Origin of the sequence: Microcoleus sp. D2_18a_D3 (genome assembly GCF_036702455.1) — a bacterium.
Lineage (GTDB): Bacteria > Cyanobacteriota > Cyanobacteriia > Cyanobacteriales > Microcoleaceae > Microcoleus.
Genome location: NZ_JAUBTK010000077.1, coordinates 1 through 15,506, shown reverse-complemented (window position 1 = coordinate 15,506; position 15,506 = coordinate 1). Strand labels below are relative to the sequence as shown.

8 protein-coding genes are annotated in these 15,506 nt (G+C 44.9%); 4 read left to right on the top strand and 4 right to left on the bottom strand.

Annotation, left to right across the window (positions count from 1 at the left end; genetic code table 11):
* Window positions 1–77: 77 nt before the first annotated feature.
* Both coaE and patX read left to right on the top strand, forming a co-directional pair.
* Window positions 78–815: a dephospho-CoA kinase gene (coaE, locus tag QUB06_RS26830; protein WP_333437864.1), complete on the top strand. Its 738-nt coding sequence runs from the start codon at window positions 78–80 to the stop codon at window positions 813–815.
* A gap of 809 nt (window positions 816–1,624) precedes the next feature.
* Window positions 1,625–1,831, top strand: a complete 207-nt coding sequence (gene patX / locus QUB06_RS26825; protein ID WP_333143413.1) for a heterocyst-inhibiting protein PatX — start codon at window positions 1,625–1,627, stop codon at window positions 1,829–1,831.
* A gap of 560 nt (window positions 1,832–2,391) precedes the next feature.
* Here patX and QUB06_RS26820 read toward each other — a convergent pair.
* Window positions 2,392–3,798, bottom strand: a complete 1,407-nt coding sequence (locus tag QUB06_RS26820; RefSeq protein WP_333437863.1) for a TldD/PmbA family protein — start codon at window positions 3,796–3,798, stop codon at window positions 2,392–2,394.
* 402 nt (window positions 3,799–4,200) lie between these two features.
* Between QUB06_RS26820 and QUB06_RS26815 the strand changes: the two genes are divergently transcribed.
* Window positions 4,201–5,817, top strand: a complete 1,617-nt coding sequence (locus tag QUB06_RS26815) for a HAMP domain-containing sensor histidine kinase (RefSeq protein ID WP_333437862.1) — start codon at window positions 4,201–4,203, stop codon at window positions 5,815–5,817.
* 303 nt (window positions 5,818–6,120) lie between these two features.
* On the opposite strand, the gene QUB06_RS26810 is transcribed toward QUB06_RS26815, so the two are convergent.
* The 3 genes from QUB06_RS26810 to QUB06_RS26800 form a co-directional block, all read right to left on the bottom strand.
* Complete coding sequence (locus QUB06_RS26810; RefSeq protein WP_333437861.1) at window positions 6,121–11,685, bottom strand: AAA family ATPase; 5,565 nt, start codon at window positions 11,683–11,685, stop codon at window positions 6,121–6,123.
* 168 nt (window positions 11,686–11,853) lie between these two features.
* On the bottom strand, window positions 11,854–13,356 hold the full coding sequence (locus QUB06_RS26805; protein ID WP_333437860.1) for a UDP-N-acetylmuramoyl-L-alanyl-D-glutamate--2,6-diaminopimelate ligase: 1,503 nt from the start codon (window positions 13,354–13,356) through the stop codon (window positions 11,854–11,856).
* A gap of 198 nt (window positions 13,357–13,554) precedes the next feature.
* Window positions 13,555–13,860, bottom strand: a complete 306-nt coding sequence (locus tag QUB06_RS26800; RefSeq protein ID WP_333437875.1) for a glutaredoxin family protein — start codon at window positions 13,858–13,860, stop codon at window positions 13,555–13,557.
* Between the two features lie 347 nt (window positions 13,861–14,207).
* On the opposite strand from QUB06_RS26800, the gene QUB06_RS26795 reads away from it, so the two are divergent.
* On the top strand, window positions 14,208–15,263 hold the full coding sequence (locus QUB06_RS26795; protein WP_333437859.1) for an acyltransferase: 1,056 nt from the start codon (window positions 14,208–14,210) through the stop codon (window positions 15,261–15,263).
* Window positions 15,264–15,506 lie beyond the last annotated feature (243 nt).

Here is a 15,506-nt window from a genome sequence, read left to right as displayed (position 1 = left end):
TAAATTTGATTGTGTCACCAACATAGCAAAGACTGACAGTAAGTGTCGAAACACAGGAAGTTTAAACAGAGAAAATTATGAGCGATCTAATTGTCCGTCGGATCGGTTTAACTGGGGGCATCGCCACCGGTAAAACCGCCATATCTAATTATCTGGCAGATGCCTGTGGATTTCCGATTTTAGATGCCGATATTTACGCCCGCGAAGCTGTGAACCCCGGTTCGCCAATACTTGACTCTATTGTAAAACGATACGGCGCGGGTATTTTGCTCCCGGACGGCAATTTAAATCGGCCAGAGTTGGGAAGTATTATTTTTTGTAACGCAGACGAGCGGCAGTGGTTGGAACAACAGATTCACCCTTACGTGCGGCGCCGATTAGTTGAGGAAACTCAAAGCTGCATTGCTGCATCGAGTTTGGTATCCCAAGGCACACAGGATTTAGGTACAAAGACTCAAGAAACCGACTTGTTTTACCATCATCAAAAGCTAGAACCGAGTATTGTTGAAAAAAAACCCGGTTTCTGTGCCAAGGCTGACACGTTGACTTTGGTTTTGGTAGTGCCGCTGCTGTTTGAAGCTAACATGACTGACTTGTGTACCGAAATTTGGGTAGTGTACTGTTCACCCGAAGTGCAGTTAGAACGACTAATGCAGCGAGACGGCTTGAGTTACGATCGAGCTAATGCCCGCATTAACGCCCAGTTGCCGCTAGCTCAAAAGTGTCAACAAGCTGATGTTGTTTTGGACAACTCGTCAACCCTCGACTCGCTATTCCTGCAGGTAGATGTGCAAGTCAGTCGCTTTGAGATTTGATATTTGAGATTGACTCCGCGATAGCGGTTTTAAAACCAGGTTTTTTTAATCCCTGCGTGCCAGTTAGTCGATTTGAGAGGTGAGATTTGAGATTCAATCCACGATTTTGTGAAGGGGCTTTTTTTCCCCAACCGCTTTCGACTCCTCCTTCGGAAGGGCGCGTAAGCGCTCTTGTCACAAAGCAAGATCAGAAAAAATCAGAAAAAATAAAAGGTTCACAATTTATTTAAAAATACAATAGCAACGATTTATGAAGTTAATGTGAAAAATTAGGTATTGCCCCCTTTAAGGAATCTCATTCACCAAGATATTTATATGTAACGTGCTGATGGCGCGCCTGGGTACTCTCCTGTTGTGTCTTTAATCCCAGGGTTGCCGCTTCAACTCAATAAATTATGAAGTTAATCATAAAAGTAGTAAAACTTTACAATTGGCGGTTTTTGTTTCTTTCTTGGAAGACTGTTTCAAAAGGATTCCAGGGGCGATACCCTTTTAGATTTGAGATTTGAGATTTGAGATTTGGGAATGATTTATAGCTACCAGGGTTGGGAATACGGGCATAGAAGAGTAGCATTCTTTTTTTGAACATGGTCTTGAATTCTGCTGGTTGCCCGCAAGTAGCAGAGAATTAGAAATTACCCGCGAACAAGCGAGCTAGACGATGGATTTCACCCGCTTTTAACCAAAAATCAAAAAAATTGCAGGTGCAGTCACTTACTAATTGATGACTTCGCCACAATTATTTTTTTATCCTGATAGCAGAGTACAGACTGCGTATCAAGAAGGGGAAAATACAAACACCAAAATTTATGATGCGCGTTTACTCTTCCATCCTGATGTCAAGCCTGTTACTGAGTGCTGGCGCAGTTAATGCTCAAAGCTTAGAAACTCGATCGACCTTTTTTGCTCAAGACAACAGTGTTCCAGAAATTTTAACCGCCGTAGCCGAGACTCAGACCTTTTACGCAGATAACAACGATCCAACTACCCCGCCACCACGAGGCGGCGGGAGATAAACCCAAATAAATGGCTATTTTTGCAAAAAAAAAGCGAAATCTACTGACTTATTACTTGTGTAAATTTTGCTTTTTTTATATTAACGAAGGAATTCAGAATTTATCAAACTAAAAATTAACCGCCATTAGTTCCGGATATGCAAAAAAAAATCTGTATCGGGAAGGAGAAACTTTGAGCTAAAACTTCACAATGTATACTCTGAAACAATTGGCCTTATTAAGCGCACTATTGGCTAGCGCCATAGCTGTTACTCAAAAACCCGAAAACAGTTTAAGATCGGAAAATCAGTTTACTACATCTCAAAAACTGTTATTAGCTAAAGATAGCGGTAGCAAATCAAAACGCTGTAACTCCTCCCCGACTCCGGGGTGCTCTCGCCGAGATAACGTCAGTGATATGTAGAATTAAATCTCGGAATGCCAACAAAAATCTAGGATTAAGATTTCTATATTTTTGGGGCGGGTGGGACACCCCACCAGAAAATTTAATTTTCTTAGGAACAAGGCGGAAAGCCTGTTCCTAAGAATGATGCCTGATGTGAATTTAAGCGGACTTGATATCAATCCTCCTCAGCAGCTTCGCCACCAACAACGACATCGCGAATCCGCAAACTTGGGCCGCCGCAGCCCACGGGCAAACCGCTTTGTCCAGCCTTGCCGCAGCCGCCGGATTCATCCCAGTAGAAATCGTCGCCGATCGCCTCAATATCGGCTAAAGTGCTGAAAACATTACCCGCAAGAGTAACATCCCGCACCGGATTGTCCAGTTTTCCGTCGCGGATCATCCAAGCTTCGCCGGCACTGAAAGTAAACATTTCGCCGTTAGTCGTGCCGCCTTGCCAATTGCGCGCATAAACCCCTTCTTTGATTCCAGAAAATAAGTCAGCAACTGGCGTGTCACCTCGTTCGATCCAAGTATTCGTCATGCGGACGATCGGCGGATAATGATAATTCAAACAGCGAGCATTGCCAGTAGGCGTTTCTCCCAACTTCCCCGCCGTTTCCCGCGAGTGCAGCCGCCCGACTAAAGCGCCGTCTTTAATTAACTGAGTAGTAGTCGCCGGAGTGCCTTCATCGTCGTAGACATAGCTGCCCCGGTGTCCCTCTGGCGCTGCACCGTCGAAAATTTGCAAGTTTTTGGGGCCGAACTGGCGCCCAAGGGTCATAATTTCCAAAATGTCGGGATTTTCGTAAGCCATGTCGGCTTCGGAAAGGTGTCCGAAGGCTTCGTGGACGAATAATCCGGTCAAAATTGGGTCGATGACGACGGTGTAGGTGTTGCCTTGGACGGGGGGTAAGGCTAGGGAATCTACGGCTCTCTGGGCGGCGCTGCGAACTTGAACATCGAGATCGGTTAAATCTTCGTAAGCTTTGCGGGAACCGGTGGTTTCGCGGCCGGTTTGTACGGTTTCCCCGCTGCGGGCCGTGGCGGCAAAGCGCATTTCCATGTCTGCCCAACCTTGTTCGAGCATGGTGCCTTCGGAGGTGGCGAGGATGATGCGCTGGGTGCTGTCGCCGTAGCGCACGGAGATTGTGGCGATGCGGGGGTCAATGCTGCGGAGGATGGCCGCGTAGCGATCGCACAATTGCTTTTTGTCAATTAGGGGAACCAGACGGGGGTCTGTTCCTGTCAGCGGCAGCAAGCAAATGTCTTGTACTGGCGTAACTGGCGCCAGGATCGTTTCTTCTTCGCCGATCAGTTTGGCCGCGGCGATGGCTTCTTCGATTCTTTCGGCGAGGGTGGAAAGTCGGTTAAAACTGGCAAAGCCCCAACCGCCTTTGTGGCAAGCCCTGACTTGGCCGCCAATTGAGACTCCTTCGCTGAGGGTTTCAATTTTTTCGCCCCGCAGCAGGATGTCGGTGCCTTCGGCTTCTTCCAGTCGAATTGCCAGATAATCGACTTGGTGACGGTAGCGTGCCATTAAGTCTGACAGCAGATTTTTCGAGTCGGCGATCGAGGTGGGCATAAGGAAAGCACGGTGTTTAACTTACTTCATTTTGCACTGTTGTCAGGGCGATCGTCCAAAATATCGCCCCAAGCGCGGAGATTGCGACTTATTGGTACGGTTCTGCCAATATCGTTAGTTGACAAATGTAGATATCCTGTGAGTTAGGAGGAAGGTGCAAGAAATTATGCGGGATTTTTCGATCGTGCTGGTGCTTGACCCAGCCCAAAAACGGATACCGTGCCACGTACTTAAGTCGTGGAAAGATAAAAATTTTAGAGCAAAGTTCAATCTCCCAGATTTATCTGTGGGGTAAATCTAAAATCTAAAATCTAAAATCTAAAATCGACTGACTCCTAACTCCTGAACTTTCCTATACATAAATACTTCACCCTTCATGCCTCCGAAGGTGGGTTTATAACTGTGAATACTTACTTTTTACCGACAATAAGCGAAATTTTAGCCTCCGAAGGCCCAGAAAATGACCTGAGTCTCTTTGATGCTAAGTTGGCGGGAGGAAACAACCGCCATCGGTGTCCTGTAAGCCGTGGGGCTTCTCGGCTGAAAGCTGAACAGGAATGGTACGGGGCGATCGCAGCTTTGAATCAAATGCTCGATCGGCAAAAAGCAGGACAAAAAACAAATGTCGATCGAGCAAATTGTCGATCGACAATCCCCAATTCCTGTCAGGGATTGGTTTTGTCTGGCCCGTCTTCGGTTTTGACTGACCCCGCTTTGGCCAACGGCTTTGCCAATTGGATTTTTACCAGTATTCCCGACAACGATGCAGCTTTGTGGTCTTTTCGGGCTAGACAAACTTTAGCTTTAATGCCGGCGGCTGATGTGCAAACATCAGTGCCTGCGGCGGCCCCGGCTTTGGCTTTGGCAAGTGGCGATCCTTTGGCGCACGAGCAGTTTTGTTTGGTTTTAACTGCTAGTTTTAGCCTGGTGATGGTTTTGGGTGAAAATTCTGCGGGAATTCCGGCTTTTCTATTTTCTTTCGATCCGCAAGTAGTCGCCAAAGCTTGGGAGGTTTTGCGGCGCAGGGTGACTGAAAGCGAATGTTTGCTTGCCAATTCTGACGGCAGCTTCAATTTACCAGTTAGCCAATTAACTAATAATTCTAGTAAATTAGACGCGCTGTTCCAGCAGTTTTTGCCTGTGGAACCCAATTATCAAACAGTAATGCAGTTCAGCCGCTTGCTGTTGCATAATTTGCCGGTTGGGAAAGATGAAGCAGGCCGGGTAAAGGATGAAAGAATTGATGATGGTTTGAGTCCGAGGCATAAAAAGTTATCGGCTACAGATATCAACTGCAAATCTCCAATTCCTCTGGCTACTAAAGAGGTGGAATTGCTACAGGCGATCGCCCACGAAGTCCGCACTCCTTTGGCTACCATTCGCACGCTGACTCGATTGTTGCTGAAGCGACCCAAACTCGATCCGGTGGTGGTCAAGCGTTTGGAAATGATTGATGCTGAGTGTACCGCTCAGATCGATCGCTTCGGTTTAATTTTCCGCGCCGTGGAATTGGAAATGTCGCAAGCCAAAAATTCGGGCGTGCAGCTAACAGCAATGTCCCTCGGTGAAGTGCTGCAAAATAGCATTCCCCGCTGGCAAAAACAGGCGACTGTGCGAAACCACACTTTGGAAGTTATTGTGCCGAAAAAATTGCCTGCGGTAGTCAGCGATCCGACGATGTTGGATCAGGTTTTAACTAATTTGATTGAGAATTTTACTCGAACTTTGCCCTCGGGGAGTCGCATTCAGGTGGAGGTGACATTGGCGGGCGATCAGTTAAAGTTGCAGTTGGAATCGGAACACTTACCTGAAGGTAATGTCGCATCGACTTTTGCAGAAGCGGCGAATGCTCCTTTGCGATCGATCGGGCCTTTGTTGATGGTGCAGCCGGAGACGGGAAGTTTGAGTTTAAATTTGAGCGTGACTAAGAATTTATTTCGGGCTGCTGGCGGGAAGTTGGTAATTCGCCAGCGACCCCAAAAGGGCGAGGTGATGACGGTATTTTTGCCGCTGCAATAGTCAGTTGTCAGTAGTTCGTTGTCAGTTGTTGGTTGTCATATCAATTGCGGTTGCATCGCACATCTTGCACCCTTCTCAAGAACGGGCTCTTCGGCCCGTTCCACAAGAGATAAATTTTCTTGTGGAACAGGCATCTTGCCTGTTCATAAAAGGTTTATTGAGAATGGTGCAACATCTCAGTTGCATCGGAATAATTTAACCGCAGAGGACGCAGAGAACGCAGAGGAAGAGAAGAGAGAGATTAATAATATCGCTCAACAACGGACAACTCACAAGCAACTACGGACAACTGATAACTAATTCTTAATCAATTAAAATCTCAATGACAAACTCGGTTCCTTCTCCCGGTGTTGAAAAACAACTCAGTTTGCCGCCGTGTTTTTCTTCTACAATTTGACGCGCGATCGCCAGTCCTAACCCAGTTCCTTTGCCCACGTCTTTAGTGGTAAATAGATGGTCGAAGATATGATTTTTCACCTCTTCTGACATTCCTTTTCCGTTATCGGCGATGGAAATTTTTACCTTTTCACTTTCTACTTTTGTCCGAATAGTTATGTGATTGGGATGGGATTTAATTTCGGTAAAACTCCGTCCTTGATTCGATTCTTCTAAGGCATCGATCGCATTTGCTAACAAATTCATAAATACCTGGTTTAATTGTCCCAAATAACATTTTACTTTGGGAATATTGCCGTACTCTTTAATGATTTCAATTTCCGGATGCTTGTCGTTCGCTTTCAGGCGATGGCGTAAAATCATCAAAGTGCTGTTGAGGCCTTCGTGGATATTGGCCTCAACTTTATGGGCCGTATCGGCGCGAGAGAAAGTGCGGAGGGAGGTGCTGATGTTTTTTATGCGCTCGCACCCTATTTTCATGGAACTCAACATTTTGGGTAAATCTTCTACTAGATAATCTAAATCTATTTCCTCTGCTTTCTCAATCAATTCTGCTTCGGATGGAGGAAACTTTTCTTGATAGAGGCGCAAATAATCAATTAAGTCTTGAACTCCAGCATGAGCTTCATTAATGTTCCCGGCAATGAAACCAACGGGGTTGTTGATTTCATGGGCAACCCCTGCCACTAGATTACCTAATGCTGACATCTTTTCACTTTGGATCATTTGCATCTGAGCTTGCTGAAGTTCATTCAAAGTCTGCTGCACTTGGTGATAGAGGCGGGCATTCTCCAGAGCGATCGCCGCTTGACTAGAGAGAAAATTCAGCACTAGGAGACGATCGCGACTAAACACCCCACTGGTTATCCGATTTTCTAGATACAAAATGCCGACCAGATTCCCCTGATTTAGAATTGGTAAACCCAGCAAACTCTCTGGTTGGTGGTGCTCTAAATAATCGTCAATCACAGGCAGATCAGTTTTGAGGTGATCGATGGCAACTGCTGCTAGGGTGTTTTTGACATACTGGATTAATTTAACGGGAACGGTGGGATTATTCTCTAGGGGTTCCCTTTGCAGGCTAATGTTTTCCCAGGTAGCTATCGCCCGCACTTGCCATTGTTGATCTTGGCACAGCATCAGTACACAGCGATCGGCTCCAGAGTTTTGTAGCATGGTTTGGGTCACAATTTGCAGCAACTCATCCAGGTCGATCGTGCTGGAAATCATTTGGGAGATTTGCAGCAGAGTCGAAAAATCTAGAGCCTGGTTAATGGAGGTGCTTGAGGTAGTGTGATGGGTGATCGAAGGATTTGAGTAGGTGGGATTGGTGAGGGTGGATAGGGTTTCTAAAATAGTGAAGGGTTGGACGCACTGTTGTAAGATGGGACGCAGCAGATCGGGATAACGTTTTTCTAGGTCATCGGTTTTGGCTTTTGCTCCCCAGCGAGCGTAACAATAGTAGGCTTCCTGCATATAGCCTGCAGCGACTTTTTCTTTGCCCCAATTGAGGTATAATTTAGCTGCGAGTTCGTTTGCTAATGCTTCTTCGTTGAGGAATTGGTTTTCTTTAGCGAGTTGAATGGCGCGATCGTACAACTCAGCAGCCGGCCATTTTTCTTCAGCAACACGAGCCATCTCCGCCTCTAAAAGCAGAAATTTGGACAGACAGTTTTCAGGACAGTTGTGTGCCCAGATTTGAAGTTGTTGCCGATTATTCTGAACAAGTTCTTGATAATCTTTTGGTAGTTTCTCCGCTGCTACCCCATAAAGTTGCAATACACTCAAAGACTGATAAAAACAATGCAGAACACGTTGAAATTGTCCATAAAGTGTATTAGAAAACTCTGCCGCCGCTACTAACATTTCATAAGCTTTAGCATACTCACCATAGGTAAAAAACAAAAAGGCTTTAGCGAAATAGTAAGTGCTACTGCCATAGCCATAGCCAATTTCATTGAACGTTGCTAGCGCCGACTCTTCATCAAATGTTTCAGAGCTAAGGCTATACTTCCCTATCGTTAGCCCTTGCAAGTTCTCTAGGAGCTTGCACTGAAGAATTAGGGCAAAGGCTGTCGTAATCTCCGTTCGTTCCGCAAAGCTGATGTACTTTTCATGTCGAGCCAGCAAACTGTGAATGTCGCTTGAGACGATCGCCTGTTGCCAGAAACTGAACAGAGCACTGTGATGACACCAAGAAAAATCCCCTACCTCCATTGCCCCCTGGTAAGCAGCTTGTTGCAGAACAAGATTGGAACTGACGTGCTTGCGCCAATGGTTGATAAAGTTGCCGAAGGACATATAAATTTTGCCATTCAGGCTGGTGTTATGAAATTTTTCATTCACCTTCAACCCTAAAAGTCCAAACTCATAGCCCAATTCATAGTCTTGAAAGCGTTGGCAGAGAATTGTTCCATACCAAACATAAACAAAACCCGCCACATTTGTATTCCCGTATTGCAAACAGAGATTGGTCATGTGTAAAACAACCAACACTAACAACTCCTGATTAGTTAGGTAAGTGGGCGGTACCATGTTCATTAGCAGTTTGATCTGCATCTGGCGTTCTTCATCGACAATGAGTGGTGCGTCGATTAGTCCTGCAACTGCGCGCTGATTTAAGGTTTTTTTAACTTCCAGAGCCATCGCTTCTAACTCTGCTTCGTTTGGCATGATCGCCAGTTCTAAGCCTAACAGTGTCAGCCCTTCAATTCCTACCTGAATCGCCTTTTGATACAGGGCATTATTTTGATAATGAGTTAGCTGAATCGCAATAATTTTGGCTCGCTCAAGACTTGAGTTGGCATAACTAAAGGCGATTCCTATCAAATTTTCAGCTTCCTCAAAATGACCTGCTAAAAATTCAGCCTCAAGGCTTTCTAGATACATCGTAAATGTTAATTTATAAGCAGACTCCCATTTATTAGCTGGTAGAAAACTTAAACCGAAAGCGAGATATTTAGTCGCCGATTCATAAGCAGTTGAGAGTTTAGCTCTCTGCCCTGCAAAGAGGCTAATCTTAGCAAGCTTGGTTCGTTCTTCTTGCTGCGTTATTAGCTCCGAGCCAATGATAAAATGATTGATAATATCGAACACTTCTTCTCCTCTTTCAACCTCGGAAAAATTCGGAAGAAGTAACTGTCCAATTTTGAGATGGGTGGCTTGCTTTTGGTGAGCGGGAATTAATGAATAAGCAGCTTGCTGAACCCGATCGTGGAGAAATTTGTAGTGAGGTAATTGAGCGGCGGTATTTGGCACGTTGGGGGTGCTTTTCCCCTCTTCTTTCCCTATATAAAACTTGTAAATTTCACTGGTTGGTAAGATGAATCCTTCTTGCAAGGATTTCCACAAATCCGCAGCAGTTTCTTCCGGCGACTTCTCGCTGACTACCGCCAATGTATTCAAATCAAACTGCGCTCCAATGCACGCAGCCAACTTCAGCACATCCTGAGTTTCTGGCGGCAATTTCTGCAATTGCACCGCCATAAACTCCACAACATCATCGGTGATAGTTAGGGCTTTGACTTTGGCAATATCGCACTGCCACCCCCCTGTTACCCCCCTGTGTCCTCCCCTGATAACGGGGGATGTTACCCCCCTCTCTCCCCCCTCCGTAAGGGGGCATGAAAGGGGGGTGGGATCAAACGCAATCAGCCCATCTTCCTGTAGCGCCCTGAGAAATTGCGTGGCAAAAAATGGATTGCCTTTGGTTTTTTGATAAACTAACTCGGTTAATGGCTGAGCAAGAGGGATCTCGCACGAGAGCGTATCTGCTATCAAATCGTTAATATCCGTTTGACTCAGAGGTTCCAAGGTAATAGTATTTACCGTTACTTGGGATTTTTCCATCTCTGCTACTGCCAACATAAATGGATGAGTCGGAGATACTTCGTTATCTCGATATGCCCCAATTACCAGCAAATTCTGACTATCTTTTTCACTCATCAACACTTGCAAAAGCTTCAGAGATGCTGAATCTGACCATTGCAAATCATCCAAAAAAATCACTAAGGGATGTTCTTTTGTAGCAAAAACCGAGATAAATTTTTGAAATAGTAAATTGAAACGGTTTTCGGCGGCACTTCCCGAAAGTTCCGAGACAGGCTGTTGTTTGCCAATAATTCGTTCCAATTCCGGAATTACTTCTACAATAACTTGACCGTTTTCGCCAAGAGCCTTGATAATTTTCCTTTGCCATCGTTCTAGCTGAGCGTCGCTTTCTGAGAGTAATTGATCCATTAAATCTCGGAAGGCTTGCACAAAAGCACTAAAGGGAATGTTGCGTTGAAATTGGTCGTATTTGCCTTTGATAAAATAACCGCGTTGCCGAACTATGGGTTTGTGAATTTCATTGACTACAGCGGTTTTCCCAATGCCGGAAAATCCGGCAACTAGCATCATTTGGCTGCGGGATAAGTTCGAGTCCGCCCAGCCGCCCTTAGTAAGGCGTGAGTCTTCTTTTCCCTGGTTTCTCTCGTTCGCAGGCTCTTGTGGGGAACGAGATTTAGAGGGGTGTGCTATTCGCTCGAATGCTGCTAATAATGCAGCGACTTCGGTTGCTCTGCCGTAGAGTTTTTCGGGTATGATAAAGCGATCGCAAAAATCTCGTCGTCCAATGGCAAAACTCTCAATTTTACCTGTATCATTGAGTTGTTGCAAACAATTTTTTAAATCTGCTTTCAGCCCTAATGCACTCTGATAGCGACATTCAGCATTTTTGGCCATCAATTTGCCAACAATTTCCGAGAGAACAACAGGAATTTCGGGATTAATTTCACGTACAGATGGCGGGTGCTGGGCAATATGACAGTGGATCACTTCCATCGGATCGCTGGATTGACATGGCAATTTTCCTGTCAGCAATTCGTAAAAAGTTACACCTAATGAATAAAAATCTGTGCGGTAGTCAAGGCCGCGATTCATCCTTCCTGTTTGTTCGGGAGATAAGTAGCTTAGTGTTCCTTCGATTACGTTGGGACTCATCAGCATTTGAGTTTCTCGCGGCAGCAAAGATGCAATACTGAAGTCAATAAGTTTGACTTGTTTAGTCTCAGGATTAATCAGAATGTTGGCGGGTTTAATGTCTTTGTGAATGATGCGGTGGCGGTAAAGTATATCTAATGTATTGCTCAGGTCGATCGCAATTTGGAAAAAATCCACCAGAGATGGCACGGTTTTTCCTTTCCCCGTCCATTCCTTCAGAGAAATTCCCCCGAAGTCTTCCACAATCAGCGCATAGCCGTTCCGGTAGGGTTCCAAGCTGTAGGTTTGGATGATTCCGGGCAAATTTAGGTTTTTGGCGATCGTGTATTGATTGCGAAAATGCAAGAGTTCGCTGAAGCTGGGATACTCGTTCCGCAAGACTTTGATGGCGACCGGTTTTTGGTCCGAGAGGCGAGTTCCGCGATAAACTAGGGTGCGAGTGCCTGAATAAATCCGAGCGAAAATTTGATAGCCAGTTAATTCTATCATAGCAATAATTATTCTTTTAGAAAAATATTTGATTTACTCTTATAATGTAGTGCAAATCAGATTCTTCCTTGGTATTAATACTTAAAAATATAACAAATTTCGCCCCCCGCGAACAGCTAAGCGTTAACGGTTAACCGGATTCGGTTAACCGTTAACAGTTAACCGAATTCAGTTAACCGAATTCATTCTGGCTTTCAAGGCATCTCGCGCTTGTTCTCGATCGTCAAAATGGACTTTTTCTGTGCCCAAAATCTGATAATCTTCGTGTCCCTTTCCTGCAATCAGCACGCCATCTCCGGGTTTAGCGTCCATAATAGCAGTGCGAATTGCAGCGGCTCGATCGCACAAAACGATCGGCTTTACTGCGGCGGGAATTCCTGCTAAAACATCCTCCAAAATGCGATCGGGATTTTCCGTGCGCGGATTGTCGGAAGTAACAACAGCTAAATCGGCTAATTCTGCAACGATTTTACCCATAATCGGCCGCTTAGTGCGATCGCGATCGCCACCGCAGCCAAACACGCAAATCATCTGACCCGGAATAAACGGCCGCGACGCCTTCAACAAGTTCTCCAAACTGTCTGGAGTGTGCGCGTAATCGACAATAACGCTAATATCTTGGTCGGGGCTAATTTGCACCCGTTCCATCCGTCCCGGAACTCCTGAAAACTGAGATAATTTCTCCACAATTGCGGACAAATCTAAACCCAATTCTAAAACAGCACCGACAGCAGCCAACATATTTGATAAATTGAACTGACCGACTAAAGGCAAAGAAAAAGCAGTTTCGCCATTGGGAGTGTGCAGCATTCCCTTAACTCCGTTCGGCTGATACTCCAAATCAAAAGCATACAAATCCGCAGTTTTCAGAACAGTGCTGTAACTCCAAACTCGGTCAGATTTGAGGGTCTCAAATATCCGCTGCCCGTAGGGGTCGTCAATATTAATGATAGCGCGATTTGCGAGGTAATCCGAACCAAATAAAAGCGATTTAGCCTCAAAATAATCTTCCATATCGCGGTGATAATCGAGATGATCTTGAGTCAAGTTTGTAAACACAGCCACTTCAAAACTACAGCCTAAAACTCGCTGCTGCGCTAAAGCGTGGGAACTGACTTCCATCACCCCGTGTTTGCATCCGGCTGCTACAGCTTCTGCTAATTGCTTTTGCAGGTCAACCGCAAAAGGTGTGGTGTAAAGTGCAGTTTTTTGAAAGCCCGGCCAGCGAGTATAAAGCGTACCGAAAATCGCCGTCGGCAACTGCATTTCATTGAGCAGAAATTCGATTAAATGAGTTGTTGTAGTTTTTCCGTTAGTCCCGGTAACGCCGACAAGTTTTAATTTGCTAGCTGGATTGCCGTAAAAAGCAGTTGCTATTTGACCGCAAACTTGAGCCATATCGGCTGCTGCGATGACGCAAGTACCCCCGTCTTCCGAAGGTGTTTTCTCGGCTGCTTGGGTGGAAATTATGGCGGCAACTGCACCAGATTCGATCGCACTTTGCCAAAAATCTCCCCCATCAACCCGAGTTCCCGGCATTCCCAAAAACAAATCGCCCGCCTGACAAGCGTGGGAATTAGTGGATAAACCCTTGACTTCGGCATCGAGGGCGGGATGTTGTGCATCAAAGGAAATGCTGGGAACTGCTGCTAATAATTCTCTCAATTTCATCTGAAAAACTCCTCACTTGGATGTCTTGAATATAACTGGGGGAACCGATTTTTGAGCCACTCTCTACAGGTTTTTGCTGTGGGCGGTGCAAAGCCTAATTTTTTTTGGTGCGCGATGTAAAATCTATCTGCCTAGAGTAAGCTGCACACCGAGAACCCCGATGTCAGGATTAAAACCTGAGTTTTTGGGTAAATCGTATTATTGTGACGGATCGATTTGCAAATATTTCTGTAACATTTGCTCCAATTGGGCGACACTACACCGGGGAGAAGGGCGGGGTAACACTTCTTCAGGGGAGAATCCAGCCTCGCCAGCAGAATTTGTTGGCGGAGGCTGCACTTTAAACAAAACTGGAACTTCGTACTGATAAGCTTGAAACCAGTCATCGCGTTCGGTAATATCTCGAACTTCGAGTTGAAACTTCAGGCTTTCAATCTGTTCCAGTTTTTCTTGCAACCCTTCGCACAAGTGGCATCCGGGTTTGCTGTACAAAATCAATCGCATCATAACAGTAAGATTAAACTCGATCTTAAATTCTCAAACCTGCGATCGCAAGTTGGCGAACCAGACTTCGCAAGAAGCAAGCCGTGGCATAATTGACCTCAATGCGCGATCGATGTTATCTTAGCATTGACGGCGAACCGATTACGGTAATTTCCCCTCTCTATGGGGAGCATCTCAATGAAAGCAGCCCAGCTAGAGATTGGAGTTTTGAGGCCCGAGGCTGCGGGGCAGGAGGCAGAAGGAAAGAGGAAGAAGGAAGGAGCCAGAAGAAGTATTTTTACAAATATGAGATGCTCCCTCTCAATGTAAATACAAGTCGATCTATCCATACACTAAGTCAGTAAAAAATGCAAATTACGCCTGAAATTTCTGGGAAAATTCAATTATTACGTCTCCCCCTAATTATTGGGATTGTTACTATTCACTCGTCTATAAATTCTGTGGGATATGCTGACAAATTTTTCCAGACTTTTATTGCGAGCACTTGGGGTGGTTCCTGCGTGTCTTTTTTGTTTGTTATTTCAGGATTGCTTTTTTTCAAAACTTTTAACTTATCGCTAAATTCTTACGTAGAAAAGCTCAAGTCTCGGTTTTGGACTCTCCTGGTTCCCTATTTATTTTGGAACTTAGCTTTATTGGCAATGGTCTTAATTGTCTTGAACATACCGGCAACCAGTTCTATTATTCAAGGTCATTACAAACAATACATTGAAGACTACAGCTTCGCCAATTTTATAGATTGTTTGACGGGGTACAGAAACGGTTATCCGATCGCCTTTCATTTCTGGTATGTCCGGGACTTAATCGCGATGGTGATTCTATCTCCGGTATTTTTACTGGTAGCTAGAAAGATTCCCTATCTAGGTTTGGCTTTGTTTGCCGCGCCTTGGTTGCTGAAATTACAACTTGGTTTTATTAAAATCCAGTGGTTGGGGCCACTGTTCTTTTATTTGGGATGTCTGATTGCTGTTCAAAAATTGGATTTAACTTGGCTCAATCGACGAAAAAGTTTGATAATAGGCATATACTTAGCGATGGCTGTTGTGCTGGCAATAATGCAAACATCCGAAATAGAAAATTTTAAACACCTGTTTGAATGCTGCACGAGAGTAGTAGGTACGATGGCGATTTGGTGCGCTTCCGATTTGGTAGCTGGGAAGCTGCAAAAGGTGTGTTTAAATCTTTCGGGTTTGGCATTTTTTGTTTATGCTTCTCACGAACCGACGGTAACAGTTTTGAAGGAAGTTTTTGAGAGATTGTCAAAAAATCCAAATTCGATAACTGTCATGGTACAATATTTGTTGATAGTAACAATTGCCACTTTAGTAACGCTGGCTGCGGGTAGTCTTTTACAAAGGTACACGCCTAAATTTTTCCAAGTGATAACAGGTGCCAGGGGATAATCATACCATTTTAGATGTTAGATTTTAGATTTTAGATGTGGGAGGGATGACTATCAGGGTTTGGATATTGCCTACAGTAGCATTTTTTTTGCGAACGGGTATCAATTTGAGATGGGGGATTGGAGATTTTAGATTACTCTCTTTCTTCTCTTCCTCTGTGCCCTCTCAGGGTAAGAGCATCTAATTTGGTATAAGGTGTACTTGAAAGATTACTTTTATTATGGTATGAGGCAGATGACAATA

Excerpts from the sequence above, each read along its gene's own strand:
- coaE (WP_333437864.1), top strand. The coding sequence starts at position 78 with ATGAGCGATCTAATTGTCCGTCGGATCGGTTTAACTGGGGGCATCGCC.
- patX (WP_333143413.1), top strand. The coding sequence starts at position 1,625 with ATGATGCGCGTTTACTCTTCCATCCTGATGTCAAGCCTGTTACTGAGT.
- QUB06_RS26820 (WP_333437863.1), bottom strand. The coding sequence starts at position 3,798 with ATGCCCACCTCGATCGCCGACTCGAAAAATCTGCTGTCAGACTTAATG.
- QUB06_RS26810 (WP_333437861.1), bottom strand. The coding sequence starts at position 11,685 with ATGATAGAATTAACTGGCTATCAAATTTTCGCTCGGATTTATTCAGGC.
- QUB06_RS26805 (WP_333437860.1), bottom strand. The coding sequence starts at position 13,356 with ATGAAATTGAGAGAATTATTAGCAGCAGTTCCCAGCATTTCCTTTGAT.
- QUB06_RS26800 (WP_333437875.1), bottom strand. The coding sequence starts at position 13,860 with ATGCGATTGATTTTGTACAGCAAACCCGGATGCCACTTGTGCGAAGGG.
- QUB06_RS26795 (WP_333437859.1), top strand. The coding sequence starts at position 14,208 with ATGCAAATTACGCCTGAAATTTCTGGGAAAATTCAATTATTACGTCTC.